At 58.7% G+C, this 26,567-nt stretch carries 24 protein-coding genes and 2 pseudogenes; 15 read left to right on the forward strand and 11 right to left on the reverse strand.

Annotation, left to right across the window (positions count from 1 at the left end; genetic code table 11):
• Positions 1–515: 515 nt before the first annotated feature.
• From ABIB78_RS36875 to ABIB78_RS36885, 3 genes are all read left to right on the forward strand, one after another.
• Entirely contained in the window at positions 516–1,715 is a 1,200-nt protein-coding gene (locus ABIB78_RS36875; protein ID WP_429033936.1) for a pyridoxal phosphate-dependent aminotransferase, read from the forward strand.
• 11 nt (positions 1,716–1,726) lie between these two features.
• Positions 1,727–2,599, forward strand: coding sequence for an isocitrate lyase/phosphoenolpyruvate mutase family protein (locus ABIB78_RS36880; protein ID WP_429033938.1), 873 nt, complete (start codon positions 1,727–1,729; stop codon positions 2,597–2,599).
• A gap of 378 nt (positions 2,600–2,977) precedes the next feature.
• Complete coding sequence (locus ABIB78_RS36885; protein ID WP_429033939.1) at positions 2,978–3,886, forward strand: LysR family transcriptional regulator; 909 nt, start codon at positions 2,978–2,980, stop codon at positions 3,884–3,886.
• Between the two features lie 608 nt (positions 3,887–4,494).
• Here ABIB78_RS36885 and ABIB78_RS36890 read toward each other — a convergent pair.
• From ABIB78_RS36890 to ABIB78_RS36900, 3 genes are all read right to left on the reverse strand, one after another.
• The gene (locus ABIB78_RS36890) at positions 4,495–6,072 is read right to left on the reverse strand and encodes a porin (protein ID WP_429033940.1); all 1,578 of its coding nucleotides are present in this window, start codon (positions 6,070–6,072) and stop codon (positions 4,495–4,497) included.
• A gap of 887 nt (positions 6,073–6,959) precedes the next feature.
• Positions 6,960–7,277, reverse strand: a complete 318-nt coding sequence (locus ABIB78_RS36895) for a TOBE domain-containing protein (RefSeq protein ID WP_429033942.1) — start codon at positions 7,275–7,277, stop codon at positions 6,960–6,962.
• Positions 7,259–8,416 (reverse strand): ABC transporter ATP-binding protein, encoded by a 1,158-nt coding sequence (locus ABIB78_RS36900; protein WP_429033944.1) that lies wholly within the window; start codon positions 8,414–8,416, stop codon positions 7,259–7,261. The genes ABIB78_RS36895 and ABIB78_RS36900 overlap by 19 nt, the downstream gene beginning before the upstream one ends.
• A gap of 503 nt (positions 8,417–8,919) precedes the next feature.
• Here ABIB78_RS36900 and ABIB78_RS36905 point away from each other — a divergent pair.
• The 6 genes and pseudogenes from ABIB78_RS36905 to ABIB78_RS36930 form a co-directional block, all read left to right on the forward strand.
• Positions 8,920–9,531 (forward strand): annotated as a pseudogene (locus tag ABIB78_RS36905) (aminotransferase class I/II-fold pyridoxal phosphate-dependent enzyme); the annotation flags it as partial.
• A gap of 88 nt (positions 9,532–9,619) precedes the next feature.
• Positions 9,620–9,799 (forward strand): aminotransferase class I/II-fold pyridoxal phosphate-dependent enzyme, encoded by a 180-nt coding sequence (locus ABIB78_RS36910; protein ID WP_429033946.1) that lies wholly within the window; start codon positions 9,620–9,622, stop codon positions 9,797–9,799.
• Between the two features lie 40 nt (positions 9,800–9,839).
• Positions 9,840–10,436, forward strand: coding sequence for an isocitrate lyase/phosphoenolpyruvate mutase family protein (locus ABIB78_RS36915; protein ID WP_429033948.1), 597 nt, complete (start codon positions 9,840–9,842; stop codon positions 10,434–10,436).
• Entirely contained in the window at positions 10,412–10,681 is a 270-nt protein-coding gene (locus tag ABIB78_RS36920; protein ID WP_429033950.1) for a hypothetical protein, read from the forward strand. Before ABIB78_RS36915 ends, ABIB78_RS36920 begins: the two co-directional genes overlap by 25 nt.
• A 394-nt stretch (positions 10,682–11,075) precedes the next feature.
• Positions 11,076–11,267 carry a helix-turn-helix domain-containing protein gene (locus ABIB78_RS36925; RefSeq protein WP_429033952.1) on the forward strand — a complete coding sequence of 64 codons (192 nt, stop codon included), beginning with the start codon at positions 11,076–11,078 and terminating at the stop codon, positions 11,265–11,267.
• A complete protein-coding gene (locus ABIB78_RS36930; RefSeq protein WP_429033954.1) occupies positions 11,207–12,031 on the forward strand; it encodes a LysR substrate-binding domain-containing protein in 825 nt (274 codons plus the stop codon). Before ABIB78_RS36925 ends, ABIB78_RS36930 begins: the two co-directional genes overlap by 61 nt.
• 229 nt (positions 12,032–12,260) lie before the next feature.
• On the opposite strand, the gene ABIB78_RS36935 is transcribed toward ABIB78_RS36930, so the two are convergent.
• The 4 genes from ABIB78_RS36935 to ABIB78_RS36950 all read right to left on the reverse strand — a co-directional run bounded on the left by ABIB78_RS36935 (position 12,261) and on the right by ABIB78_RS36950 (position 14,071).
• Complete coding sequence (locus tag ABIB78_RS36935; protein WP_429033956.1) at positions 12,261–12,590, reverse strand: DUF2285 domain-containing protein; 330 nt, start codon at positions 12,588–12,590, stop codon at positions 12,261–12,263.
• Positions 12,591–12,837: 247 nt separating this feature from the next.
• Positions 12,838–13,029, reverse strand: a complete 192-nt coding sequence (locus tag ABIB78_RS36940; protein ID WP_429033958.1) for a transcriptional regulator domain-containing protein — start codon at positions 13,027–13,029, stop codon at positions 12,838–12,840.
• A gap of 182 nt (positions 13,030–13,211) precedes the next feature.
• A complete protein-coding gene (locus ABIB78_RS36945; protein ID WP_429033959.1) occupies positions 13,212–13,472 on the reverse strand; it encodes a DNA -binding domain-containing protein in 261 nt (86 codons plus the stop codon).
• Positions 13,473–13,729: 257 nt separating this feature from the next.
• Positions 13,730–14,071 (reverse strand): hypothetical protein, encoded by a 342-nt coding sequence (locus ABIB78_RS36950; RefSeq protein ID WP_429033961.1) that lies wholly within the window; start codon positions 14,069–14,071, stop codon positions 13,730–13,732.
• A 170-nt stretch (positions 14,072–14,241) separates the two neighbouring features.
• On the opposite strand from ABIB78_RS36950, the gene ABIB78_RS36955 reads away from it, so the two are divergent.
• The 6 genes from ABIB78_RS36955 to ABIB78_RS36980 all read left to right on the forward strand — a co-directional run bounded on the left by ABIB78_RS36955 (position 14,242) and on the right by ABIB78_RS36980 (position 21,317).
• Positions 14,242–14,466, forward strand: coding sequence for a helix-turn-helix domain-containing protein (locus tag ABIB78_RS36955; RefSeq protein WP_429033963.1), 225 nt, complete (start codon positions 14,242–14,244; stop codon positions 14,464–14,466).
• A 1,429-nt stretch (positions 14,467–15,895) separates the two neighbouring features.
• The gene (rfbH, locus tag ABIB78_RS36960) at positions 15,896–17,278 is read left to right on the forward strand and encodes a lipopolysaccharide biosynthesis protein RfbH (protein ID WP_429033964.1); all 1,383 of its coding nucleotides are present in this window, start codon (positions 15,896–15,898) and stop codon (positions 17,276–17,278) included.
• The gene (locus ABIB78_RS36965) at positions 17,275–19,038 is read left to right on the forward strand and encodes a thiamine pyrophosphate-binding protein (RefSeq protein WP_429033965.1); all 1,764 of its coding nucleotides are present in this window, start codon (positions 17,275–17,277) and stop codon (positions 19,036–19,038) included. The genes rfbH and ABIB78_RS36965 overlap by 4 nt, the downstream gene beginning before the upstream one ends.
• Positions 19,035–19,952, forward strand: a complete 918-nt coding sequence (locus ABIB78_RS36970; protein WP_429033967.1) for an NAD-dependent epimerase/dehydratase family protein — start codon at positions 19,035–19,037, stop codon at positions 19,950–19,952. Before ABIB78_RS36965 ends, ABIB78_RS36970 begins: the two co-directional genes overlap by 4 nt.
• A complete protein-coding gene (locus tag ABIB78_RS36975; RefSeq protein ID WP_429033968.1) occupies positions 19,942–20,358 on the forward strand; it encodes a GtrA family protein in 417 nt (138 codons plus the stop codon). Before ABIB78_RS36970 ends, ABIB78_RS36975 begins: the two co-directional genes overlap by 11 nt.
• Entirely contained in the window at positions 20,355–21,317 is a 963-nt protein-coding gene (locus ABIB78_RS36980) for a glycosyltransferase family 2 protein (protein WP_429033970.1), read from the forward strand. Before ABIB78_RS36975 ends, ABIB78_RS36980 begins: the two co-directional genes overlap by 4 nt.
• Before the next feature lie 68 nt (positions 21,318–21,385).
• Here the strand turns inward: ABIB78_RS36980 and ABIB78_RS36985 are convergent.
• The 4 genes and pseudogenes from ABIB78_RS36985 to ABIB78_RS37000 form a co-directional block, all read right to left on the reverse strand.
• Positions 21,386–21,968 (reverse strand): annotated as a pseudogene (locus ABIB78_RS36985) (IS5/IS1182 family transposase); the annotation flags it as partial.
• Between the two features lie 205 nt (positions 21,969–22,173).
• Positions 22,174–23,283 carry a CDP-glucose 4,6-dehydratase gene (rfbG, locus tag ABIB78_RS36990; RefSeq protein ID WP_429033972.1) on the reverse strand — a complete coding sequence of 370 codons (1,110 nt, stop codon included), beginning with the start codon at positions 23,281–23,283 and terminating at the stop codon, positions 22,174–22,176.
• Positions 23,262–24,041 carry a glucose-1-phosphate cytidylyltransferase gene (gene rfbF / locus ABIB78_RS36995; protein WP_429033973.1) on the reverse strand — a complete coding sequence of 260 codons (780 nt, stop codon included), beginning with the start codon at positions 24,039–24,041 and terminating at the stop codon, positions 23,262–23,264. The genes rfbG and rfbF overlap by 22 nt, the downstream gene beginning before the upstream one ends.
• On the reverse strand, positions 24,038–25,816 hold the full coding sequence (locus ABIB78_RS37000) for a hypothetical protein (protein ID WP_429033975.1): 1,779 nt from the start codon (positions 25,814–25,816) through the stop codon (positions 24,038–24,040). The genes rfbF and ABIB78_RS37000 overlap by 4 nt, the downstream gene beginning before the upstream one ends.
• Positions 25,817–26,567: the final 751 nt, after the last annotated feature.

Here is a 26,567-nt window from a genome sequence, read left to right on the forward strand (position 1 = left end):
CGACAAAGCCGAGCCTTTCGTCTGGACCAAGAAAAAGGTCCGCCAACGCCGCTTCAAAGGCCGCCGTATCACTCAGCTCTGATTCCGGGTACTAGGACACCTTCCCACACGTCCGCCATGAACAAACAGAGCGAGGAAACTGTGCCTGGCGTGCGCCGGCGCAACAACGATCCATCACGTCTGCTGATGAACGATCGGGCCTCAACTGTCGACTCCCAAAAGGTTCATCTCCGACGCGCTTTCCGCGGCGTGTCCTCGCCGTGCGCAGAGACGTGAGCCGACAAGCGGTGCCGAACCCAAACGGCTGATCGATGCCGCAATACTCAATCCCGGCAGAGCCTTCCACTACCGTTGTAGAGCGTCCGCAGAAGCGGCATGTCCGGCGGGTGCGGTGATTAAGCATCGCGACTTTCGATTGTTTCATGCAAAAACATGATTGTCCGATTGGTTAGACCGTGTAGGAGCGGGTAGGAACCGCAAAGAGTTTGTCTTTCCAAGTCCGCAGGTCCTCTATCTTGTCTCTCGTTGCAAGACGCCTCCGCGCCGTCCGCCCTTCTGAAACCAAAGCCATGACAGCGCGCGCCGCCGAACTGCGCGATCAAGGCGTTGATGTGATCACGCTCAGTCAGGGCGAACCGGATTTCGATACGCCAGCCGCTGTTTGCGAAGCCGGCATCCGGGCAATCCGCGGCGGGCGGACGAAGTACACTGCGGTCGCCGGGATTAAGCCGTTACGTCAGGCGATCCGCGAGAGCTTCGGCCGTGACCACGGCCTCGATTACGGCTTGGACCAGATTACGGTAGGCTGCGGCGCCAAGCAGGTTGTGTTTAACGCACTCTTTGCCAGCCTCGATCCGGGCGACGAGGTTGTGATCCCGACGCCGTGCTGGGTCTCCTATCCCGATATGGTGGTGCTCGCCGGCGGCAAGCCGGTTCTCGTCGCCTGCGATGAGCTCCATGGTTTCAAGCTCCGCCCCGGGGTGCTGGAGGCGGCGATCACGCCGCGCACCAAGTGGTTGATGCTGAACTCGCCGTGCAATCCGACCGGTGCAGTCTACAGCAGAAGTGAGCTGCTTGCGCTCGCCGTGGTGCTGCGCCGGCATGCGCGAATTCATGTGCTGTCGGACGACATTTATGAAAAGCTGACCTATGACGCTGACTTTGCGACCATGGCCGCCGTCGCGCCCGACCTCTATGAGCGCACCTTGACCGTCAACGGCGTGTCCAAGGCCGACGCAATGACTGGATGGCGCGTCGGTTACGGTGCGGGGCCTCTCCCACTGATCAAGGCGATGAACCTCATCCAGGGCCAGACCTCGTCGCACACCAGCTCGATTTCGCAATACGCCGCTATCGAGGCATTGTCCGGCGGCCGGGGCCATATCGATGAATTCGTGCGCGCCTTTCTGGAGCGCCGTGACCTCATGGTTAGCAAGTTGAACCAGGCCGAGGGCCTCTCGTGCCGGGTGCCGGACGGAGCCTTTTACGTTTTTCCCTCCTGCGCGGGCGTTCTCGGCAAGCGTACGCCGGGCGGCAAGGTGATCGAAACCGACAGCGATTTCGCCATGTATCTGCTCGATGCGTTTGCTGTGGCCGTCGTGCCCGGCAGCGGCTTTATGGCCTCGCCCTATATCCGCATTTCATATGCCTCCTCGCTCGAGGACCTCACCCGCGCCTGCGACCGCATCATCGCCGCCTGCGCGGCCCTGTCGTGAAGGATCTTCCGATGCCCCCCGCCAAACGCCTCCGTGTCCGCCTGTCCGAGACCAGCCTGCTCCACATCATGGCTGCGCATAGCCCACTTTCAGCGATTCTGGCCGAAGAAGCCGGATTTGATGGCCTGTGGGCCTCCGGCTTCGAACTGTCGGCGCTTTACGGCCTGGCGGACATGAGCCTGATTTCGATGACGCAGCATCTGGACATGCTGCGGGCGATCGCCGGACGCACGACGCTGCCCATCATCGCGGACATCGACACGGGCTATGGCAATGCGATCAACGTCATCCATGTCATCCGCGAATATGAGCGTGCCGGGGCCAGCGCCGTCGTCATCGAGGACAAGACCTTTCCAAAGGTCACGAGCCTTGCTGCCGATGGGCGCCAGGAACTGCTGCGCGTTGCCGAATTCCAGGGCAAGATCGAGGCTGCCGTCACGACGAGACAAGACCCGGATTTTCTCGTCATCGCCCGCACCGAAGCCTTGATCGCAGGCCTCGGCGAAGCGGAAGCCCTGGATCGGGCGCAAGCCTATGTGGAGGCTGGCGCCGACATGATCCTGATCCACTCGAAAAAGAAGGATCCGACCGAGATCGAAAGCTTTTCGCGCGCCTGGACCGGACCGGTGCCGCTGGTAATCGTGCCGAACGCCTACCCGGATCTCGACGCCGGACGGGTCAAGGCGCTGGGCAATATCCGTATGATGATCTATGGCAATTACGGCATCCGCGCTGCTGCAACTGCGATGCAGGAAGCCTTCCGCCGGATCATTGCCGACGGCGGGGTCCAGAACGTCCACAAGGACATTCTGCCGGTGGACGAGATTTTCAGGCTGCAGAAGATGCACGAGGTCAAGGCGGCTGAAGCTCTCTTCCTTCGCTGAACGCCGCGTTTAGCTCCCCATAGCGACCTAGATCTGAAGGCGATACTGCGCGCCCCGAGCGCCGCTCAATTCTGCGGCCCTTGGGAGCAATTGAGTCAAGGGCTTTGTCCTCCAGAAAACTGCGCGCTGGAGACTGCGACACGGTAATCGCGCCGCCCTCCTCACGAGCGCCATCTGAGACGCCGCGCCGACAATCAAACGACGTCATCAGTCAAACTGTACGAATCGTACCGAGATGCGTTCTTGCGCGCGACAAAATCGTCATTGAGCGGTAATCCGACTAAACACGTCGAATAATGTGATCGAGCATTCGCCCTTTGTGTTTGCAATAGCCTGCCGGGGCAACTACCGGACATTGAGGAACGACCGGAGCGGAAGATGGCTATCGAACACGATGAAGTGCCCCTCAATGCAATCCGGGTGTTTGTGGCCATTGCCCGGGAAGGAAGCGTGACCCGCGCAGCCAGCACATTGGGAACGACACAGAGCTCGGTCAGCCGCTATCTGGCGGTGTTACAGGACTATTTCGGTACAGATCTTGTGGAACGGCGAGGCCGGCGGAGCGAGTTGACAGAATTCGGAAGGCTTTTTGTGAACACCGTCGCCGAACCGCTTGATACAGTGTGCTTCACCGCAAAAAGAATGCGGCGCCGGACGCAAACGGACGGCAACCGGATTGTGGTCCGCACGTCACTTTCCACCTTCGCTCACTCCTTTCTGATTCCGAATCTTTCAGCGTTCTCTGCTGAGATGGGCGGCGTCATCGTCGACGTGATCAGTTCATTATCTCCGCCGACATCATCCGACAATTTCGACATCTTGATTACCCGCGATCTCTCCGTCATTGAACCGGCTGACGATTGGGAACTCTACAATGAGACGGTCGTCTGCGTGGGCTCTCCAAGCCATGTCGCCGGAAGAGCACTCTCAATTGTTCGTTCAATGCCAATTCTGAACATTACATCGCGGCCTGACATACTGCCCACATGGCTACGAGCGATGAACCTGTCCGCCAAGGACATCAAGCCGGGGGCGCGATATGATCACAATTACCTTGCTCTGCCGGCGGTGATAACGGGAAAATGCCTTCTGGTCACGCCTGAAATCCTTGTCGGCGATCTCGTGCGCGGGGGCGCTTTGCAAGTGATACCAGGATCGCGCACTCCCAGTGGCATGCAATATCGGGCCTATGCGGTCGACCGCAGTGACAAGCCAGAAATCGCCCGCGCCTTTTGCCGGTGGCTCGCCCGGCTCTGTAAGAAGGCCGCAATTCTGGAATCCAGCTAACATCGCAGTTGAGTTAATGCCCAGTACGGCGGCGTCAATCGCTATGGCGAAGCTGCTCCCAAGGATAGATGGATTCACTGCTCGTGCGCGGCAATTGCCGGTCTACGGCGCCAGGTCCGGTCAGTATCCATCAGATGCCAGGCGTGCAACATTGGCCAGGGTCACCGCCCCGAACACCCACGTCCTGCGCCCGAATGCGAGTGAAGCAGGGCGGCCGACGTTCCAGGCGAGCACCACTTCGACCGGATGCGCGGTGGACATCACGGACTCGATGCTGCGAAAAGTTGCCGCGGCTCATAGCACCGAAGCCGCTTGCACTATGTCGTGAGAAGCCGTCGTGGTTGGACGGACTTGAGTGGATCTAAGCGGGCCAATGCGACATTCATGAATTTCAGCTTTAATCCGGCGTTCTGGAGACGCTTCGCGCTGAAAGCGAATGCGCGGAACGATTGCATGCGACACGCAACCTGATTGTCCGAAAGACCTCCAACGCGCGCGTCGGAGGTCTTCCCAAGTGATTTTAGCACAGAGCCAGCCGCTGACCGAGGGAGGCCGGCTTGCATCTAGCAAGCCTTCTCCGAGGATACTCTCTCCGTTCCAGAAGAACCTCACCAGTTGCGCTGAACGCGCACCAGCATGCTCACCGCGCTCTGGTTCTTGAGTTCATACACTGCAGCCGGCTTGGCGACTGCCGCAACCGCCGGCGCCGTGATAGTGCCAGAATATTTCTGATCGAGGAACGTGGCGAAAAGGTCGGCCGAGAACGTCAGGTTTCTTACCGGCGTCCAGCGTGTGACCGTGCCAACCGCCGCGATGTTGAAATCGGGGTTGCAGACGCCCGTGAGCCCGAGTGCAGCCATGCCAGCGCTGCCGCAGATCTGAACCTTGGCCGCATCAGTGTAGCGGACAGCAGCCCACCCGCCATAAAGCGCAGTGTTCCAGGAGGGATCCCAATTGTGAATGTAACCAGCGTTGAAGCCATACGTCGTGGTCAGCTGAAAAGCCGTGCCTGTTGCTGCCGTCGTGCCGGAGTAGATGGCATCAGACACGCCGGCGAAGCCGATGCTCTGGTACACGTCAGTTCGGCGGGTGCCGCCGTACATAGCCCACCCGGTTGGGATGTTTTCCTGGATGCTAAAGGTGCTCGCACCCTTGGTGTAGGCGCCCTGCAAATTGATCGTGTCACCCGCCCCTGTCGGGATATTCTTGATCGATAGCGCCAGCTGACCTGCCCAGCCCCATTTGTCGGCGGCGTGCCCTGTGGCTTCGCTCCCACCGTAGTACGCGGCATGGTTGTTGTGCGCCCCGGCCGATGCTTGAAAGAGACCCCACGCCTGGTCGATCCGCACCATGCCGACAATGTCAGGCGCCACGGTGCCACCGTAACTCTGCGAACCGTAGGCACCCGTCACGATGCCAGCGGCCGTGGCATTGGTCGTGTTCGAGATATTCGTCTGGTAATAGGCAGTTGGATCCTGCGCAGACATCGTCGCCGTGATGCCCTGACCAAGATCAGCAGTATAGCTGAACTGGTTGACACCCGAGGCATCGCCGCCGCCACCCGGGAGGCCGTCGAAGAAGTTGTTGGCCGGATAATTGGTCCAGGGCGCGCTGAACTGGGAGACCGCCTTTCCCACCGTGAAGCCCGCGAACTGGATGAAGGCATACCAGATGCTGAGAGTCCCGAGCCCGACGCCATCGCCCGAATACGATGTCGCGCCCGTTCCGGCCGCACCGGTCGAGCCGGTCTTCCAGGTGAAATTCCCTTCAAAGAAGGTACGCACCACGCCATATTCGCTTGCCGTGCGCGTGTCGATGCTGAGATCTGCTCGAGAACGAGCGGTATAGGCATTGCTGAGACGGTTGTGTGCAGCACCGACACCGGAAACCGGGTTCAGGACAAAACTATTGCTGCCCAGCATCGCATCGGCACGCAGGAAACCACCCAGCTTGATGCAGGTGTCGGTGCCCGGGATGTCATAGAAACCGGCACCATACGCGGAGCACCCCTTCAGGTACTCGATCGATTTGGCCTTGACGGGAAGATCAGCTGCCTGTGCTCCGCCCAACGCGATCAGGCCTGCCGCTGAAGTCAGTACGACCTTTTTAAGGATCGTGTTCGAACAATGTGCAGTCTCGTCAGAGTTGACATCATCCACAACAAAGCTTGGCTGCCTCTCGGTCATACTGGCCACCGAAAACCGACGCCGCTCGTGACGGCCAACCAATGACCGTGGTCGGGATAATGTTGGATACCGGGTTGTTTCGTCCGATCTTAGTCCGAAGATTGCTTTCAGCACCGAAGTCCTCCACTCAAAGTACGCAAACATAGGTCCCTATGTTTTTCACGTAGGAAAATAAAAACTCGTAGATGTCGGTGTTCGCCCTGGCGCGCCCGCGCCCAGCTAGCGAGAAACGAGAGCGCTACACCTCAGGCCGCCCAGGTTCGCTGTGACCGGACAACGCCTGCTCCTCGCTGCGTGGCTGAAGAGATTCCTCACGCGTGACGAAGCGCTCGTATTCAAACCTGGACTTCACCGCGACAACCGCGGCTACAAAATCAGGTGCGCACGTGAATTGACCGCGCGGCTTCTGCAAAGCGGGCTCGTACGACGTTCTGTCGGCGCGCCCGCAATTCAATGAGGAAGAACAATATCGGCCGACAACTCCAGCTTGCGCAAAGTTGCAACGATGTAAGCCAGCGCACCCAGTCGAAAATGCCATGCCACTGTCCTCCAGGACCGTGCTCGTTTCGCCGACGCACTATCGTGGGGAAGCAATGGTCAGGTGACAGCCATCGACTAATACGATGGACGATTCTGAATTGGAGATGGATTTGTTCGGGGAGCTTTGGTAGGAAGAAAAGTACAAGCAAAAAGAACATGGCGGGTCCGGCCAGCGTCAAAGCCGCCAGCGATTCTGCAAGGACTCGCCAGCGGGACGGCTAACGGAATTTCGACCGGCATGGACCGCTTGTCCGAGGCGCCGGAAACAGCAAGAGGCTCGCTCATCCTACGACCTCCCGGAACGGAGTGACGGATCTCCGGACAGAATCCCCTTCCCGCCGTAAGCGTCACCCGTCCCGCGCAAAAAGAATGCGGTCCGGGCTCACGCCAACATGCAAGGTCTGGCCGGGCGCGATATGCGGCGCCCGTTCGGCGAGCAGCCTTGCGATCAACGGCTGATCGATGCCGGCCAGATCGAGATGAACGAAGATATCTGATCCCATATGCTCGATCATTCGCACGGAACCTGTCAGTGCCCACTGCCCCGTGGTCGGCGAGATAGAAGGCTTGGGACGAATGCCAAGCGAGAGCGGCGTGCCTGTGAGTGCATCGGCTTCGATCGTGAGCGTCGACCCAGCCACGTCGATTAGGCCGCGTTCGCGCACCACACCATCAAGCAGGTGATCTTGGGCGAACCGATGAATTCGGCGACGCGCCGATTGTCGGGATCGGTATAGATGTCTTGCGGCGGAGCAACCTGCAACAACTCTCCGTCGAGCATCACTCCCACCCGGTCCGAAGGGGTCATAGCTTCGGCCTGATCATGCGTAACATAGACGAAGGTGACCCCGACCCGCTGATGCAGGTCCTTGATTTCGGCGCGCATCTGTACACGCAGCTTGGCGTCGAGGTTGGATAGTGGCTCGTCCATCAGGAAGACAGCCGGATGGCACACCATCGCCCGGCCAACTGCGACACGCTGGCGCTGGCCGCCCGAGAGCTGCCCCGGTTTGCGCGACAACAGATGGCCGATGCCAAGGGACTTGGCGGTACGGGAGACTTCCACGTCGATGTCCGCAGTGATCTGCGCGGTTCTTGGCAAGAGACGGCCTAGAAAGGGAAGCCTCTGTAAGGCAGAGAGCCGGCACATCCGCAACGGCAGCGCCAAGTTCGACGCAACGCTCATGTGGGGATAGAGTGCGTAGGACTGGAACATCATCCCGATATCCCGCCGTTTTGGCAGCAGTCCGTCCACCACGCGCTCGCCGATCCAGACCGAGCCGGCGTCCTGCACCTCAAGTCCGGCCAGGATACGGAGCAGCGTTGATGCCCCACAGCCCGACGGTCTCAACGGCGTCAGGAACTCACCATTGGCTATCGACAGTGAAAACGCTGCGCAGGACAGGCGTCTGGCCGTAGCCCTTACTAATGCATTCGATCGAAACCGATGCCACCGCGTTATTTCCTCACTGGCATGAAACTCTTCGCAAGCGCGACGAGAAGACCGGCTATCCCCTTGATGGGTAGGCTGAGGTTCAAGACCTATCGTGCTACAGCTGGATGACACTGATCGAATAATTCGATGGAAGCCCCTGCAATATGCGATGGCCTGGGTGCTTCGGAGCTTAAAAAGCGTTTCAAGGCCCCTGAGCACCCTCGTCGAGATCGCTTGGCAACGGGCCTTTCGCACGCGGCAGCGAGTCTCGGAGCTGCGCTCTTGTGGCGCGCCACGCAATTTTGTCGCTTGAACCCGAAAGCGCTTCGTTTCGCTTCCTACTGATCTTTCGATCTGGCCCCGGGGCATTCACACGTGTCTGCGCCGCACCGACACACCGAGCAGCGAATATCTTGCTCGACTTCCGCTGGGTGACGCGCCCGCGAGAAGCGCCATCTCCGGCGATGCGACGCGAGGCATCGCAACTTGCGATCAGTTCATTCAACAAACGCGATTGTCCGTTTGTTGGCCACTTTGCCAGCGAGTAGAAGCCGTCAACAATTTTGCGTCAAACTTCAGGTGCTCAATTTGTCTCTCGTTGCTGAACGGCTCAAGCTTGTCCGTCCCTCTGAAACCAAAGCCATGACCGCGCGCGGCCGAGCTACGTGATCATGGTTTCGATGTGATCACCCTCAGTCAGGGCGAACCGGATTTCGACACCCCGCCTGCGATCTGCGACGCCGGCATCCAGGCAATTCGCGAGGGGAAGACGAAGTACACACCGGTCGCCGGCATCAAGCCGTTGCGCGAGGCGATCCGGAGGAGATTGGACCGCGATCACGGGCTCGGCTACGGGGATCGACCAGATCACGGTGGGTTGCGGTGCCAAGCAAGTCGCTTTCAACGCACTCTTCGCCAGCCTTGACGCAGGCGACAAGGTGGTGATCCCCGCACCGTGCTGGGTCTCCTATCCCGATATGGTAGCGCTCGCCGGCGGCAAGCCGGTTCTCGTCGCCTGCGATGAATTCCATGGATTCAAGCATAGCCTCGAGGCATTGGACGCAGCGATCACGCCACGTACCAAGTGGCTGATGCTGAACTAGCCCAGCAATTCGACCGGCGCGGTTTACACTCGAAGCGAGCTATTGGCGCTCGCCGCGGTGCTGCGCCGCCATGTCCATGTTCACGTGCTGTCCGACAATATCTATGAAAAACTCACCTACAACGTCGCCACAATGGCCGCAGTCGCGCCGGACCTCTACGACGCTGACCGTCAACGGCGTATCCAAGGCCGACGCAATGATGGCGCAGGGCCCCTGCCGCTGATCAAGGCCATGAACCTGATCCAGAGACAGACCCCTTCGCACACCAGCTCGATTTCACAATATGCCGCGATCGAGGCGCTCTCCGGCGGCCGGATCCACCTCGAGGAATTTGGGAGCACTTTCCTGCAGCGTCGCGACCTTGTCGTCGCCAAGCCGAACCAAGCCAAGGGACTTTCTTGCCAGGTGCCGGACGGCGCCTTCTACGTTTTCCCTCCCTGCGCAGGTGTTATCGGTAAACGGACGCCCGATGGCAAGGGAAACCGACACCGACTTTGCGATGTATCTGCTCAACGGATTCGCCGTGGCCGTCGTGCCGGGCAGTGGCTTCGCGGCATCGCCCTATATCCGCATTTCCTATGCCTCGTCGCGCGAGGAGCTCACCCGCGCCTGCGACCGCATTATCGCGGCCTGCGCCGCCCTGTCCTGAAGGATCTTTCGATGGCGCCAGCCAAACGCCTCGTGCCCGTATGGCCGAGACCCGTCTTGTCCACATCATGGCCGCGCATAGCCCACTTTCTGCGATCCTCGCGCAAGGGGCCGGATTCGACGGCCTGTGGGCCTCCGGCTTTGAACTGTCGGCGCTCTATAGTCTGGCGGATATGAGCCTGATCTCGATGACGCAGCATCACGATATGCTGCGGGCGATCGCCGGAGGCGCGACGCTGCCAATCGTCGCGGATATCGATACGGGTTATGGCAACGCGATCAATATGATCCATGCCATCAGGGAATACGAACGCGCCGGCGCCAGCGCCGTCGTCATCGAGGACAAGACCTTTCCGAAGGTGACGAGCCTTGCTGCCGGCGGGCGCCAGGAGCTTCTTCACATTGAGGAGTTCCAGGGCAAGATCGAAGCCGCTGTTGCGACAAGACGAGACCAAGATTTCCTCGTCATCGCCCGCACCGAAGCTCTGATCGCGGGGTTTGGCGAGGCGGAAGCTCTGCGCCGGGCAAAAGCCTACGTGAAGGCTGGCGCCGACATGATCCTAATCCATACGAAAATGAAGGATCCATCGGAAATCGAAAGCTTTTCGCGCGCATGGACCGGGTCGGTGCGCTGGTGATCGTGCCAAACGCCTATCCGGAACTGGAGGCCGAGCGAGTCAAGGCGCTTGGCAATATCCGCATGATGATCCACGGGAACTACGGCATCCGTGATGCGGCTACCTGCATGCAGGAGACCTTCCGCCGGATCATCGCCGATGGCGGCGTCCAGAACGTGCATAAGGATATTCTGCCAGTGGAAGAGATTTTCAGGTTTCAAAAGATGCACGAGATCAGGGCTGCTGAAGCTCGCTTCCTTCCCTGAACGTTACCCTTAGTACTCTCCGTAACCAACGACACCTTCAAACGGTCCTCGGCGCCCGAGCTTCGCTCCGGCGTTATTTTGATGGTGTTGGCAAAACTTGAGTACTCGGCCTCTTCCTCGAGAAGTTGCGGGCTTTCGACGGCAGGAACAGTGATCGCGCCGACCATACTTATGGGCCGTCTGAAGATGCACCTCTGAAGAGAGCCGCCGACACCGATCGAAGTGAGCGAGCCGAAGCGCACGGATCGTACCGACGAGGTCGATCTTGTGCGCGACATATCGTTGATTGCAGTAATTCGGCTATACACTTCAAATAATGTGATGGAGCATTCATTCGTGGCAATGGCTTTGCCATCGCAATTTGCGGACATTCCAGAAGCTACCGGAGCAGAAGATGGCTGCCGAACACGATGAAGTGCCCCTCAATGCAATCCGGGCATTTGTGACCATTGCGCGAGAAGGAAGCGTAACGCGGGCGGCCAACGCATTGGGAACAACACAGAGCTCGGTCAGCCGCTACCTAGCGTGCTGCAGGACTATCTCGGCACAGACCTCATCGAGCGACGCGGTCGGCGGAGCGAATTAACGGAGTTTGGAAGGGTATTTGCCAACACGGTCGCCGAACCACTCGAAACAATCTGCTTCACTGCCAGGAGAATGCGCCGGCGAAATCGTCCTGACGCCAACCGGATTGTGGTCCGCACGTCACTTTCTACCTTCGCTTCCTCTCTTTTGATTCCGAATCTCCAAGCATTTTCCGCCGAGGTAGGCGGCGTCACTGTGGATGTTATTAGTTCGCTGTCACCACCGACATCTTCCGACGATTTCGACATCTTGATTACACGCGACCTTTCCGTCATCGAACCGGCCGACAGTTGGGAAATCTACAATGAGTTCTTCGTATGCGTAGGCTCTCCAAATCACGTCGCGGGAAAAACGCTCTCAATTGCTCGTTCAATGCCCATTCTGAACATCACATCCCGGCCCGACATATTGCCGACATGGCTGAGGGCGATGAACCTGACTGCGAAAGACATAAAGTCGGGGGCGCGATACGACCACAACTACCTGGCGCTGCCGGCTGTCATAACGGGAAAATGCCTGCTGGTAGCGCCTGAAATCATCGTCAGCGATCTCGTACGCGGAGGCGCGCTGCATGTAATACGAGGAACGCGCACTCCAAGCGGCATGCAGTATCGGGCCTACGCGGTCGACCGCAGTGACAATCCCGAAATTGCGCGCGCCTTCTGCCGATGGGTCCGCTCGACTCTGCAAGAAGACTGCCGTTCCGGAAGCCGCCTAACGACCTATCCGAAGACATCTGAAATTCGATCGATGGAGTGGATTTAGATGCAATGGCTTAAAGTGGGATCGATTGTCCGGTCAAGCGACGCAACCAATGATGCAGACCGTTCTGCCCCTTTACCTTCGACTATGCCCCTTCCCGCGGCGGCCAAGAGTCAGCCGAATGCCCACAGGATGCCGCGCGCCTTGATGAACCCTCGCTCAATGAGTTGGTAGGTGTTATTTTCGAGGGCCGCAACATGCAGCTAGCCGACCAACTAAGAGCTCAGGAGTGTCATCCTTTGTCTTTGCCCTTGTGACGGAACAAGCCACGATAGCCGCCTCGCATGAGACGCAGCCCCATCTGGACCAGGCGAATGGTCCGGCTGCGCAGATCGTGTGTTTTCCAACCTCGATCGGGAATGCGATGCTTGCCAAACAGGCCTTGCGCGATATTACGATAGCTGTTGCCTTCCAGCCAGCCGTCCACCGCACGCAAACCGAGGATGTGCCGATGCCGGGTCCCGATCGAAAGAGGGGACGGCCCAACGGGACGCTGTTCGAGTGCCAACCAGAATCGATGTGCAGCCTGCAAACGGAGGCCGAAGTTGCGGTCGAGCGGCAAGTCGACGGCAACCGATGAGCCGCTCGGTGGAAGTTCTGTTAACCAAAGCCGATGCTTCGCGTCCCCGAGCGGCACGATGGCATGCCATCCGGTGCCTCACGAAGCTCGCAGCCTGCCAGTTTGGCGAAATCAAGCTCACACCGATTGGACGCCGCCGCGGATGTAGCCACGCGGACGGCTAGCACGGTCGGCAGCACCTCAGGCGCCCAGAAAACGGCTTGTTTGTCGAACGTCTTGTGCGGATCAGCTACGAAACGAATAGCCCCCACTTTCCTCGGAAGCCATTCGCCGTCACGCTGGATTTTTCGCTGCTGACCAGGGCGCTAAAGTCTTTTTGATACTCGCGATCACGACGAAGCCACTCCCAGGCTACGTCGGGAGTTTCTGCCTTCTTTACCTCATGGTATGCACTCTCTGATCTCCAGTCGGCACCTGACATCGTACTGCTTCCCCACTGTTTTTCACGCACACGCAAGGATACTGCAGCCCAACAATTGTGACGATTTCTGGTTGTGCTCGTGCACTCATTCAATGCTGTTTCGATTACGCGATGGAACGATCTACTTACGCGATTGGAAGAAGTTACGTTTGCTTCAGATGCTGTCACCCTTCACTTTTCGACTACCCCCGGCGCAGGAGTTCACGATAGCCGTGACCCGCCGCCCACTTGGCGCGAGCCAGATGACTTTCGAAAGCACGGCGCGTGCGATCCGGCTCATGCGTCGGATCAAGACCTAGTACAATGCGCGCGACTTCGCGCCAATCGGCGTTATCGGCTTCCGCATCAAGAAGGCGCATATAGGTAACAGCGTGCTGCTCGTCGTATGGCGTAAGCTCGAGCGCGCTGGGCGCCAAATCCGCGATCTTCGAATCGGACGGCACTGCCTGGAACTCCTCTCAAACCGAAAAACCTCTACCTAAATCTAGGCGATGCTAGCCGTATTCATGGCATCTTGGTACCGTCCAATTGTCGCGACCAGCTCGAATATTTGCCCGCGGAAATCTCGTTTGAAGGATGCCATATCCGCCTCTGGTTCAATCGCTACCGCTTATGTCCATTTCGCTCGCTCCACGTGGTCAATGTGGATTTGACTGCGGCCCGTATTCGCTCGGAGCACGATCAGTGGATTGCCGCCCAACTAGCACCTGCTCGCCTTGCCTGCCGGAAAGATCGACACGAGCGGTTTGGTGGCAAACACGGTTCGTGCTCGCGGGTCGGTCACTTTCCCGTCCGGCGAGAACTTCGTTCTCAATTTCGAACTCCACGTGGCCAATTTTGCTACTTTGTCCGCCGCCGCGAAGCAAGCCGCAGCAATCTCGGTTGTCCGTCCATTTTGCTTCCGCCAAATGACCACGAACGTTTCGCCAGCGCGCACTGGCCGGCGATCTGGATCAACATTCAGCACGGTCGGAGCAACCTCTGCCCGAACCGCGTCGGCGGCTTCTGCATCAGCCAGCAGATACTGCGCGCCATAGCGCACCGAGCACTGACCTATCCGGAGCAGGATGAGCGAGGATTGAGTGGTGAGGTCCGGATGATCTTACGCATGCGCAGCAGATTGTCGCAGTTTCGGTTCACAACGTTCGTCAGACGACATTTTGCCAAGTATATCGAGGTGCAGTATATCGAGCAAGCGGCATCCTTTCCCGGATGGACTTGCGGGAGACATTCGCCACCAATTTGCGCCGTCTGCGCAATGCAAAGGGATGGTCGCAAGACGAGCTTGCCTTCGAGGCCAAGATAAGCCGGGGCTATTTGAGCCAACTTGAAAAGGGAGAGTATTACGTCAGCATAAAAATCATAGGTCGTCTTGCCGACAAACTCGACGTTGAACCTGCTGAGTTCCTCAAACGGCCCGCAAAGAGAGGCCGCTAGGCCGGCCCCAATACGGATCATGCTCCCAACCCATTTCTTGTGGTCTCTTCTGTAGCCTTTGAATGCTGGTCAAGGCTATTTCCGGCGTCGTGCATGGGCTTTCCCGCGGCCTAACTGATTTAAAGGTGGGCCCGACGTCGGGGACCCGTCGATGTGGTTGTTGGAATGGTCGTGACGATCTCCGTGGCAACATTGGCAAGACGAGCCTGTTGTTGGCATCAATGGCCTATATCCGACGCCCAGAACTCGCGCTTCAGCTTCGTCCGAGTCGTACGAACGATTTGATCCACTTTCTCCAGCCGGCATTGTTCGTGCTTCTAGTTCGCGCTAAGTGGAAACAAGCCAAGGATGGGAATCCTGAGCAAATAACCAAATGTGCACTCTACAGCGAGCCCGTACTGCAATGGCTCGCGAGCATTCCTTGGACACGGCCCCATCGGCGAGTTAGTGGAGGTCAAGCGCCACGGCCTTGACGCGCAGTGGAACGTCGCCCGCCGCGCGCTTGAGCAGAAGCTCGCGAGTGTCTACGCCCACCGGGCAGCCGTCGACGACCTGCAGTTTTGAGGGAGCTACCCCGGCGGATGCTCCGCCGGTTCCGTTTTGCGGCGAGAGCGAGTCATGAGGATCGACTGCGAGGTCCACGCCTTATGCCAAGAGGCCTGGCTTGTGGCGCCCGTCATCGACGGCTCCCTGGAACGTCTCGAAAGCGCCGCGCGCGGCTGAGCGATAACCGGGCTGGTCCTGGTCCAACCCGGCTTCCTGCACGGCAACCCGACAGAGCTCTTCGCACAGGCGAGCCAGGCCCGCCCCGTATACGGAAACACTCCGCGCGCTGCTATCCGGTGTTTAAGACTGCGCGCCTCGGACCAATCAACATACGCGGTATCGGCACCCACTCTGACGGTGACAATCGAACAACTTTGCGCACTATGGCGAGATGCAACAATTTACGCGGCACGGTCAACTACCAACGCTAGTAATTGATCTAGATGGCAGATACATGCCACGTGTTGGTTGATGCGCGCTAGGCCGGTCAAACGCAAGGAGTCGGCATGCAAGATCAATCAATCACAATCTGTTCGCCAACGACCCGAAATGCTCCGTGCTCGTGATGCAGGCATCTCCCAATGATCCGGGCCAACCACTCCATGCCGGCAATGCGGCAAGTCTGCGGTCGCACTCGCGACTGAGGAACGCGTTGCCGGCAGTGGCTTGCCAATGATCGGCCGACTCGATGAGCACAGTGAAATCTACGTCGCGGTGAAGCATGGTGGCGCAACACTTGGTCCGCTCATGGGACGATTGGTGGCGCGAGATATCGTCGAGGAGCATACTGATCGGCACCTCAGGCGTCAGCACTGCCGAAGGTTTGTGAAGGAAACACGTCAGTGCATCGACACGGCATTTTCGATCCACCCGAGGGATTATCATGACGATCCAAAGCACACCGGAATCCGAGCCCGTCGATTCTGCGCTGCAGGCAGAGGACGTCCGACGTGAAATCCATCAGTTGGTGGAACGCCACTACGCGCTGACTCACGCCTCGAAACTCTTTTCCGCGGGCCATTCGTCGGTGCCGGTCTCCGGTCGCGTCTTCGACGCCACTGATGTGAAGCATGCCGTGGATGCTGCGCTCGAATTCTGGCTCACCGCGGGTCACTTCAACGAAGAGTTTCAGGCCAAGCTCGCACAGCGAGTCGGGGCACGCTATGCGCTCACGGTCAACTCCGGTTCGTCGGCAAATCTGGTTGCCTTTTCAGCTCTCACCTCGCCTCTCCTACGGGAGCGCATATTGCCGCCCGGCAGCGAGGTCGTCACGGCCGCAACCGGATTTCCGACGACCGTCAATCCCGCCATGCTGTGGGGGATGACGCCAGTCTTCATCGATATCGACATTCCCACTTACAACGTTACGCCCGAGCTCGTCGAGGCGGCGATCACTCCGCAAACGCGCGCTATCATGGTGGCCCACACACTTGGGAATCCATTCGATGCCGCGCGGATCGCCGAGATCGCCAGGAGGCATGACCTCTTTCTCATCGAAGACTGCTGCGACGCGCTCGGTGCAACGCTCAACGGCCGGCATGTGGGGACGTTCGGCGACATCGGCACCCTGAGCTTCTATCCCGCGCACCATATCACGATGGGCGAAGGCGGCGCGGCTTTTACCAACCATCCTGGATTGCGGCGGGCGATGCAGACTCTTCGCGACTGGGGCCGCGACTGTTATTGCGATCCCGGCAAGGACGACACCTGCAACCGCCGCTTCGGCCGGCAGCTCGGGGATCTTCCCCACGGCTATGACCACAAATACATCTATGGTCACCTCGGCTTCAATCTGAAGATTACCGATATGCAGGCCGCCATCGGCCTTGCGCAGCTTGATCATCTTGATGATTTCGTTGCCGCGCGGCAGCGCAATTTCGACTCGCTGAGGCAGGGTCTGCGCGGGCTTGAGGACCTTTTCATCCTGCCTGAGGCCACCGCGCACGGTACGCCATCGTGGTTCGGTTTCTTGCTTACGGTACGTGAATCAGCGCCGTTCAGCCGGGACGAAATCGTACGACATCTCAACGATCGGAAGATCGGCACACGCTTGCTTTTTGGCGGCAATCTCACCCGCCAGCCCTACATGCGAAATCGGCACTACCGAGTGCATGGCAAATTGACCAACAGCGATCGCGTGATGAACCAGACGTTCTGGATCGGTCTCTACCCCGGGCTTGGGGCTGCGGAACTCGAGTATGTAATAGGCACGATTACTGATTTCTGCCGTGCCCGGCTCGCCACCAATCGCGCGAATAGACCGTGAATGGATCCGAATACATTGCCGAGTTCCTGGCTCGGATCGGCAGCACGCGCGTTTTCACGCTTACGGGTGGCGCCTGCGCTTTCATGGTTGACGCGGTCTGGCGTCATCCTGAACTGACCTGCACCTGTTTCCAGCACGAGCAATCGGCCGCGATGGCGGCCGACGCGGTTTGGCGGGTCAGCCGCCGAGTCGGCGTAACAATGGCGACCTCGGGGCCCGGAGCGACCAATCTCATCACAGGAATCGCTTGCTCATACTTCGATTCCATTCCATCCATCCACATCACCGGTCAGGTGAATCAGCGTGAAGCCAGCACGTTTCACGGCGCCAATGTCCGCCAGTCGGGTTTTCAAGAGACGAAGATCGTCGACATGGTCCGGCCGATCACAAAATACGCTGTGATAGTCCGCAGCGGCGAAGAGCTGCGGCGGGAACTTGCCAGGGCCTATTCAATTGCGGTGAGCGAGCGGAAAGGGCCCGTTCTCATCGATGTTCCCATGGATGTTCAGCAGAGCGAAGTTGCGGGCGACGTTGTCCTGCAACCAGAACGGCCGCAGAAAAGTGAGCCGGCCGAGACTGTCGCAGCCGGCATTTCAAGGACCTTTGCCAAAGCACGTCGGCCGGTAGTGCTTTGGGGCGGCGGAGTTGGACTTGCAGGAGTCGAGCGGCAGGTCGCCGACTGGCTCGCGCGAGCAAGAATACCCTTCGTCTCCAGCTGGGCCGGACTAACGTTCTTTGATCATGATCATCCCGGATTCTTCGGCCAAATTGGCGTTTACGGTAACCGCGGTGCCAATTTTGTACTGCAGAATGCAGATGCTGTTCTGGTGCTCGGCAGCAGATTGGACAATCGTCAGCGGTCCGGCAATCCGCGCAATTTTGCCACCGGCGCGACCGTGCATGTGGTCGACGTGGATGAGGAAGAACTGCGGAAATATCGCAACGACAGCTATCGGACCAGCCATCTCGACTTCCGCTACCTACCGGCTGTGCTGGAGGACGTGGCGCTTCCCGAGACCGATGCCGAATGGCGCAGGTTTGTCACCGAGATGAAGGACCGCTATCTTGGCCGCGAGACCAGCGCGTCAGCGCGCCGGCTGAACTCGCTGTCGCCCTACGATGTTGTCCGTCGTATCAACGAGGTTGTGGCTGCGGACGCGATCATTGCCGGCGATACCGGTGCCGCGATCTGCTGGTTACATCAAGCCTTCAAGATCAAGCGTCACACGCTCTTTACCGCGGGCGGCTATTCACCGATGGGATACGCCCTTCCCGCTGCGATCGGTGCCAAGCTAGCGGCACCGCACCGCCAAGTGATCTCCTACAATGGAGACGGTGGCATGCAGCTGAACATCCAGGAGCTGCAAACCCTCAAGCACCTTGGCCTCGATGTAGCAGTGCTTGTGATGAACAATGCAAGCTATGGCATGATCCGGCAGTTCCAGGATTCCTACCTTGGCAGCCGCTACAGCGCCTCCCAGGCCGGCTACAGCGTTCCGGATTTCGGACGAATTGCGCAAGCCTATGGTTTGCGAAGTGCTCGCGTCGAGAGGATCGATCAGATCACGCCGGATCTGTTTACGGGCGGAGCAATCGTGATCGAAGTGATGCTGAGCGAGCAGACACTCATAGAGCCGAAGCTAGAGATGGGCCGGCCTATCAACGATCAATTTCCCTATCTCAGCGATGCGGAGTACGCCTCTGGCAATCGCTTCGTCGCCTATCCAAGGCCTGGAGTTATTGAGGGTATGCTGACGTGATCGCCATCCTCGGTGCCACCGGATATGTTGGTTCGAGCCTGGCGCGTGTGCTGGCGTCAAGAGGCCATGAGCCGCTCGCTCTCTTTACCCGCCGGCCGATCGCCCTGGGAGCCGACTTCTGGCCCGACAATGTCTCGATCCGTGCGCTCGGGGCATTCCAGGCATCGGAATTCGAGCTCGTTATCAATGCGATCGGCGCCGGATCGCCCACGCGCGTTGCCGAGTTTGGCGGCGAGATTCTCAACATAACCCGGACGTGGGACGGGCACGTGCTGAGCACAATGTCGGCTGGGACGCGGTATGTTTTCTTGTCGAGCGGCGCAATCTACGGTGGAGAATTTTCCGAACCGGTCGACGAGGATTCGCGAGTTTCGGTACCGGTCAATCGACTTGGGTCTGTTCCCGCCTACACGCTGGCGAAACTCGAAGCGGAAGCGCGCCATCGTTTCTTGCCGCAGCGCGCCATACTCGACGTGCGTATCTTCGGTTATGCCGACATCGCGATACCTCTCGAAAGCCGGTTTTTCCTCTCGGACCTCGCCCGTTCTATTGCCTGCAACGAGGTCTTTGTTACCTCACCGGATCCGATGATGCGCGACTATGCCGGGGCACTTGAGTTGGCAGCCGTCATCGACTGCTGGCAGCTTGCGGATGCTCCTAATTTGGCTGTCGATCTCTACACCCAAAGCCCTGTCAGTAAGCATGAACTCCTCGAGCTTGCTGCCACGCGCTTCGGCGTTCAAATCCAGTTTGCACGGACCGCCGACAGCCCCACGGGATCCAAGGCGGTGTTTGCTTCGAGTTTCCGAAAGGCCGTTTCGCTCGGGTATCGCCCCTGGCGCCACTCCCTTGAAATCGTATTGCCTGTCCTGGAGGCGGCTGCGGGCCGTGCGAGAGGCGGCCATGGCAAGTGATATTCGGGCAGGTGGCGCCCTTGGCTACGAGGGCGAGCGTACACTGGTCAATTTCGTCAAATTTGTGCTGGTCGGTGTTGCCAACACGGCCCTCGGCTATGCCCAGTTTGCGCTTTTTTACCTCCTGCTCGGATCTCATCAACTTGCCATAACGCTGGCGACTGCGTGCGGCGTTATGTTCAATTTTCATTCCACCGGTAGACTGGTGTTTCGCAGTCGAAGGCTTTCCACCTCCTGCCCTTTGTGGCTGGCTACACGGCGGTCTGGCTCGTTAATATCCTGCTGCTGGACGAGTTTGACTGCTCTCGCAATATCGCCGCTCGCCGGGCAAATCCTCGCCCTCCCCCTTCTCGTTCCGCTCTCTTATGCGATCAACCGCTATCTTGTATTTGGCAGGCCCCGATGAAGAAGATTTCGATCGTGACGCCGTGTTTCAATGAAGAGCAGAGTATCAAGGATGCCTACGATGCAGTTCGAGATATCTTCAAGGGCATGCCGAACTATCAGCGCGAGCATATCTTTTGCGACAATGCGTCGACCGATCGAACGCTCGCCATTCTGCGCGACATCGCAGCCCAGGATCCCTGTGTCAAGGTTATCGTCAACGCTCGCAATTTCGGCCCGCTGCGAAACACATACAATGGCGTGATGGCCAGTTCGGGCGATGCCGTCCTCCTGTTTCTTCCGGCCGACCTGCAGGATCCACCAGAGCTTCTGCCAAGATTTGTCGAGCTCTGGGAACAAGGCTACGAGATCGTCTACGGGATCCGCGCCGGGCGCGAGGAAGGGTTGGTCATGCGCTTCACCCGCAGCGTTTACTATCGCCTACTAACGAAGTTTTCGGAGGTGGTCGTCCCCCCGGGCGTCGGTGACTTCCAGCTGGTCGATCGACGGGTCGTAGAAGCCATGCGGCAGATCTGCGATGGTTATCCTTTCATGCGCATGATGACTTTCGAATGCGGCGGGCAATCGATCGGGGTTCCGTACCTGTGGCGGGCGCGCAAGAAGGGTATCTCGAAGAACCGCCTATTGGCGCTCTTCGAGCAGGGCATGAACGGGCTCGTCTCGTTCACGACTGCCCCAGTTCGGTTGGGCCTGTTTGGAGGCTTCCTGCTAGCCTCAGTGAGCCTGTTCTACGCACTGGCCAATCTCTTTATCGGTCTCATCTTCTACGGGCGGCTCGCAGAGCCAGGCATCACGACGATCATCGTCGCCCTATTTTTCTTTGGCGGTTTTCAGCTGTTCTTCCTGGGAATAATTGGCGAGTACGTGCTCGCGATCTATGGGCAGGTGCGAGACAAGCCGGTCCTGTTCGAGCGCGAGCGGATCAACTTCCCGGCTCCTGATGCCCCGCGAGGCAATTGAAAACGGTAGTGAGGTTCCGTTACACGCGCGTTCGTTAGTCGTCCGTGAACAACCGGTCAGCGGCCGGCTCAAGCGAAGTTTTGATCCGGGACTGTTTCGACTAACGTGCGGAGGACGCGCAAAAGCTCTGCCAGCCATCGCAGGAGCAGGCCGAAGTTGTATCCGGCAGCGGCAAGGACAGCGTTGATGCGGTCGCCGAGGCGTCCCTTGAGATAGTTGGGTCCATGCGGTGTTCGGCCTTGACGCGGCCGATGACGGGCTCGACAGCTGCGCGAAGCTTCATCTCGCGACGGATGGAATCCATGACGCGGCGGACCTGACCCGAGATCCAGACCCTGAACCGATGCAGGTGGTTGTGGCCGCGATACCCTTTGTCGACGTGGATGCGGCGAGCCTCCACGTCAGTGAGGTTCTCCATGTCGGCAATTGCCCGGAGTGTGTGCCGTCGAAGGGATTGCCATGCAGTGCTTTGGCATGGGGCAGGAACTGTCCGCCCTTCGGAGACGCCACAGGGGTGGCGATACTGACCTCGAACTCGTAGCGCGCGGGCTTTGCCCTTGCCGATGCACTCGAACTCCGGGGTATGTAATGCATCTTTGAACCGCGCTGATGCTGATCCCGGTTGCGCACCCGTTGCGCTAAACCGAGCACAAGATACGTTGTCGAGGCGCAAAGCGTTTATCCTAGAAAAGAATGGCACCATCCGGCATCAACCTTTTGGTGTAATAGACTGCGGCCATGTAAATTCCGGACGACGTGGGGAATGCCTCCACGCTGGCCAGCGCGCCGATGCTCCTGGCGCCATAACCGCGGGCCAATAGCACCACAGGCGCCAAAGTGAATCTTACAAAGCCAATCACACACTATCGCCGTGATCTCGCCGGACACCGGAGAAATCGACAATGTCCGCGAGTGTGCGCGCTGTCATGTCGTCGCCAGCCAGCCAAGCCTTGTGCCAGGATACGATACGGGTCAGCGTGGTGGACAAGTCCCAGCGCGTACGCCAACCTAGTTTCTGATCCGCCTTTGCGCAATCGAGCCGCAGATAGTGGTCCTCGTGCGGTTGCGGTGCATTGGTGACGGTCCAGCGGGCTTCCGGTGACCACATGCCGGTCAGACGATCGGCAATCCAAGCCACGGAGTGGGCGTCGGCTTCGGCTGGGCCGAAATTCCAGGCACCGGCAAAGGCCTGACCATCGGTGAACAGGCGCTCAACCAACGCAAGATATCCCGAAAGGGGTTCGAGCACATGCTGCCACGGGCGAATAGCGGTCGGTGAGCGGATTTCTACCACCTCCCCCGCTGCAACGGCGCGCAGGATATCGGGGATCAAGCGATCCTGGGCCCAATCGCCACCGCCGACCACATTGCCGGAACGGGCCGTAGCCAGCGCCACCGCGCGGCCCACATGGCTGCCGGGCTGAAAAAACGAGTCTCGGAAGGCCGAGGACACAAGTTCGGCGCAGGCCTTGCTGTTGCTATAGGGATCACGTCCGCCGAGCCGATCGTTTTCACGATAGCCCCAGATCCATTCACGGTTCTCGTAACACTTGTCAGAGGTGATATTGAGCATAGCTCTGACCGAGCTCACCTGCCGAACGGCCTGCAACAAGTTCACCGTTCCCATGACATTGGTGCGATAAGTCTCATCTGGATTGGCATAGGAATAGCGCACCAATGATTGTGCGGCCATGTGGATAACGATATCGGGCTCAGCGCTACGAAGCGTGCTGACCAAATGATCGTAATTGGTCACGTCGCCCAGAATCGATTCCATGCCTACCCCGACGCGGGCGATTTCAAATAGGCTTTGCGTTGCGGGCGGCGGGGCCAGCGCGTAGCCGGTCACCCGGGCGCCGAGATGTTGCAACCAAAGCGCGAGCCACGAGCCCTTGAAGCCCGTGTGCCCCGTGAGAAAGACGCGCTTGCCCGTCCAGAAGGCGCTCATTTTTTCCAGATCTTCCATGGTGCCTTGTCCTCAGCCCAAAGCGCTTCGAGGAACGTCTTATCGCGCAGAGTATCCATGGGCTGCCAGAAGCCGTGGTGCTGGTAGGCCGAAAGCTGTTGTTGCTCAGCCAAGGCCTCGAGTGGCTCGCGTTCCCAAACAGTGGAGTCATCTACCAGCAGGTCAATTACTTTCGGCGAGAGCACGAAGAAGCCACCATTGATCATCCCCCCATCACCCTTGGGTTTTTCCTTGAAGCTAGCGACATGGTGATCGGCGCGAACTTCGAGGGCACCGAAACGACCAGGCGGATAGGTAGCAGTTAGAGTGGCGAGCGTACCCTGGCGACGGTGGAAGGCGATCAATGCGGCTATATCGATGTCTCCCACACCATCGCCATAGGTGAGGCAGAAAGCCTTGTCATCGGTCAGGTAATTGGCAACTCGCTTAAGCCGACCGCCAGTCATGGTCTTCTCGCCGGTATCGACCAGCGTCACCTTCCAAGGTTCGGCATGGTGCTGGTGAACCTCCATGCGGTTATTTGTTATGTCGAAGGTGACATCCGACATGTGCAGGAAGTAGTTGGCGACGTATTCCTTGATCAGATAGGCCTTGTAGCCGCAGCAGATGACGAAATCGTTGATGCCATAGTGCGAGTAAATTTTGAGGATGTGCCACAGAATTGGCTTGCCGCCGATCTCGATCATGGACTTTGGCCGAAGGTGGGTTTCCTCGGAGATTCGAGTTCCAAGGCCACCCGCGAGTATCACAGCTTTCACCATTGGCTCCGTTTCTGGTTGTCCGGCCGTTGTCGCCTAACTTCGCGGCAGGATTGCTCCGCCAGCGCAGCGGGGCGGATGGGCTTGAACAGAAACTGCCAAGCAGGATTCGGATTATAATCGTCAAAGACAAGGGGATTGAACGTAGCTGCGGCGACGTAATCTGCCTGCCCCGCTCCAAAGGAGGCCATGACACTGACTTGATCAAGACGATACGGGCCTTCAGGCTCAGTCAGTACCCACGCTTTGGCCAGATTGGCGCAAGTCTCAAGTCCGAGCGTTTCCACCGCGACTGCGCTACTGCCGGGGTAACCCCCGACCAGCCATGGTAGACCGAGCGCTCGAGTCTCGAGCACATACAGCAGGCTCGGCGAGAGGCCAGTGAGATCGACCACTGGGGTACCGACTTCTAAGCCGGCCGCACGAGCCTTGGCTCTGGCCGCAGCCAGATAGTCGCGCAGTGGTTGCGAGAGTACCAATTTTCCACCGCCCGGCATTGGCATGACAGCGGTATAGGCACGCAGATCTTTAACCTGACGCCACGACTTGAGCATGCTAGCATTGATGACTGATGCAGTGAGCAACTGTGCCAACACCGCCAGGGGCAGTAAGGTGGTAACGCTGCGTCCCTGTTGCGCAAGAGGGCACAGGAAAGCAACGACCGCGAGCATCCAGAACAAGGCGTCCTTTGCTCCGAGGAACCAGTAATTCATATTGGAGCCCAGCGCGAACAGGTGCGGCAGAAACAAAAAGATTAGCGCTAGAGCGATGCTAGTCGGAGCCTGGGTACGCAGAACCAAGCCCTCGCCATAGAACATCGCGCCAAGACATGTGAAGGCCGGAACCAGGAACAGGGTCGAGGACTCGATGCTGATCGGATCTGTCCCCAGCAGCGCGATCGCTATTGTTACGACCAACACTGCAGCGAGAACCAGCGATGGGAGCAATTTGTGCGTAGAGCCCATGAGAATGCTGAGCAGAAGGGCTATCGCCACGAACGCAGCGATAGCGAGTTGGGAGGGACTGGTGGCGAGCCCGTCGATCCGAAACATGAGAGACACCCCGTGCCTGTCACCCAGCAGGATTGCCATTTCTGCGCTGTTGACCATGCGGGTCGTCAGCCCGGTGATGCCGCCGTCAATCAAGTAGGCGGTAACGATCACTAGAGCGAGAGCGACCAAGGCCCCGCCGAGCATGGACAGCAGCGACTTTCGGCGCAAAAGCACGACATAGAGCATAACGACCAGAGCAATGGCCGCAGCGGTAGTCGGCTTGGCCATGAAGCAGCACCAGCCGCCAACGCCGACCAGAATCCACCCCAAGACCTGACGGATGCGCCTTGGCCGGTCGGCTAGCAGTAAGCCGATCATCACCAGCAAGAGCGATTGAAAGGTCAGTGCGTAGTAGCTGGGGGTTATCCACCAATTGCGAAAGTCGCATAATGCCATGCTGGCGATCCCTGCCGATAGCACCGCCGCATGCGGCCAGCCAGCTGTCCAGAGGCGCCGGATCACAAGGAAGCTCAGAATCCACCCCAGCGTCATGGTGAGCGTTGCGTTCGCCACGCGAAGCACTGCGATGTCGCCACCCGCCCACTGATATGGCCAGTAATAAACGAAGCCGAAAAGGGACGGCGGAACATTGATTGCGTACTGAAATGGGTTCGCGATGACGTTGAGGTATAACCCTTCGTCGGAGGGATTGAGACCATAGCTGCTGTAGTATAGCAGCCAAGCGAAAAGGATTGCTGTGGTTACGGCGGACAGGGTCAGCAAACTCTGATCCAGCAAGACTGACAACGTCCTTCCGTTGGCAAGGTGCTTATCTCTTGGCATAGCCCCTTCCTGCCGCCTCGTAGACGAGACTATCCAATGGATAGCCTCGAGGAGCTTCTAACTGATCTGAAACCCGCAATCTCCTCCCAAGATTGGTAGAGTCTATGGCCTCCGAGCGGGATGGGCATGAAGCACAGCTAGCTAACGGAAGGCAGCAGCTCGCAGATCATCCGCTCCATCGCTGCCGCAGAGCAAGTCATCCCAAGGCTTCTGCGCCCTTTTTCTACCTCAAAGTTGGGATCGTCCCCCGGAATCCGTTTGCGATGCGGGTTCGTGAATTGGTGGCCACCACGCCAACCGCAGATGATCATCATCGATCCACTTATTGCCGGACGCGAAGCGCTGATACGAGAATACATCGAGCTGCATCGTCTTATTCTGAAGACCGTGCGTAGCCGCGCATGTCGGCTCTTGATAATATGCTCGGCATTGGCCCAGTCTCTGCGCTGACCTCCCGCTCCACCGTCGATGATCCCAGAAGGTTCGCACATTCTCAATCCGTGGGTGCTATCTCGGTTTGACGCCCCGTCGATCGGGTGAGATTGATCGAATTGGGCAGATCACAAAATGCTGATGTCGTTCTCAGACCTGAAGGCAGAGCCGGCTCCGCAAATTTGAACAGGTCGGTAAGTGGAGTTTCTGCCTGACAGCGGGCACGCTGGTGCCTGCGAATCAGGAGCGACGATGAGCA

This window comes from Bradyrhizobium sp. I1.14.4 (genome assembly GCF_050435825.1).
Classification (GTDB): domain Bacteria; phylum Pseudomonadota; class Alphaproteobacteria; order Rhizobiales; family Xanthobacteraceae; genus Bradyrhizobium.

Excerpts from the sequence above, each read along its gene's own strand:
- ABIB78_RS36880 (WP_429033938.1), top strand. The coding sequence starts at position 1,727 with ATGCCCCCCGCCAAACGCCTCCGTGTCCGCCTGTCCGAGACCAGCCTG.
- ABIB78_RS36885 (WP_429033939.1), top strand. The coding sequence starts at position 2,978 with ATGGCTATCGAACACGATGAAGTGCCCCTCAATGCAATCCGGGTGTTT.
- ABIB78_RS36890 (WP_429033940.1), bottom strand. The coding sequence starts at position 6,072 with ATGACCGAGAGGCAGCCAAGCTTTGTTGTGGATGATGTCAACTCTGAC.
- ABIB78_RS36900 (WP_429033944.1), bottom strand. The coding sequence starts at position 8,416 with ATGCCCCGGGGCCAGATCGAAAGATCAGTAGGAAGCGAAACGAAGCGC.
- ABIB78_RS36910 (WP_429033946.1), top strand. The coding sequence starts at position 9,620 with ATGGCAAGGGAAACCGACACCGACTTTGCGATGTATCTGCTCAACGGA.
- ABIB78_RS36915 (WP_429033948.1), top strand. The coding sequence starts at position 9,840 with ATGGCCGAGACCCGTCTTGTCCACATCATGGCCGCGCATAGCCCACTT.
- ABIB78_RS36920 (WP_429033950.1), top strand. The coding sequence starts at position 10,412 with ATGGACCGGGTCGGTGCGCTGGTGATCGTGCCAAACGCCTATCCGGAA.
- ABIB78_RS36925 (WP_429033952.1), top strand. The coding sequence starts at position 11,076 with ATGGCTGCCGAACACGATGAAGTGCCCCTCAATGCAATCCGGGCATTT.
- ABIB78_RS36940 (WP_429033958.1), bottom strand. The coding sequence starts at position 13,029 with ATGTCAGGTGCCGACTGGAGATCAGAGAGTGCATACCATGAGGTAAAG.
- ABIB78_RS36955 (WP_429033963.1), top strand. The coding sequence starts at position 14,242 with ATGGACTTGCGGGAGACATTCGCCACCAATTTGCGCCGTCTGCGCAAT.
- rfbH (WP_429033964.1), top strand. The coding sequence starts at position 15,896 with ATGACGATCCAAAGCACACCGGAATCCGAGCCCGTCGATTCTGCGCTG.
- ABIB78_RS36975 (WP_429033968.1), top strand. The coding sequence starts at position 19,942 with ATGGCAAGTGATATTCGGGCAGGTGGCGCCCTTGGCTACGAGGGCGAG.
- ABIB78_RS36980 (WP_429033970.1), top strand. The coding sequence starts at position 20,355 with ATGAAGAAGATTTCGATCGTGACGCCGTGTTTCAATGAAGAGCAGAGT.
- rfbG (WP_429033972.1), bottom strand. The coding sequence starts at position 23,283 with ATGGAAGATCTGGAAAAAATGAGCGCCTTCTGGACGGGCAAGCGCGTC.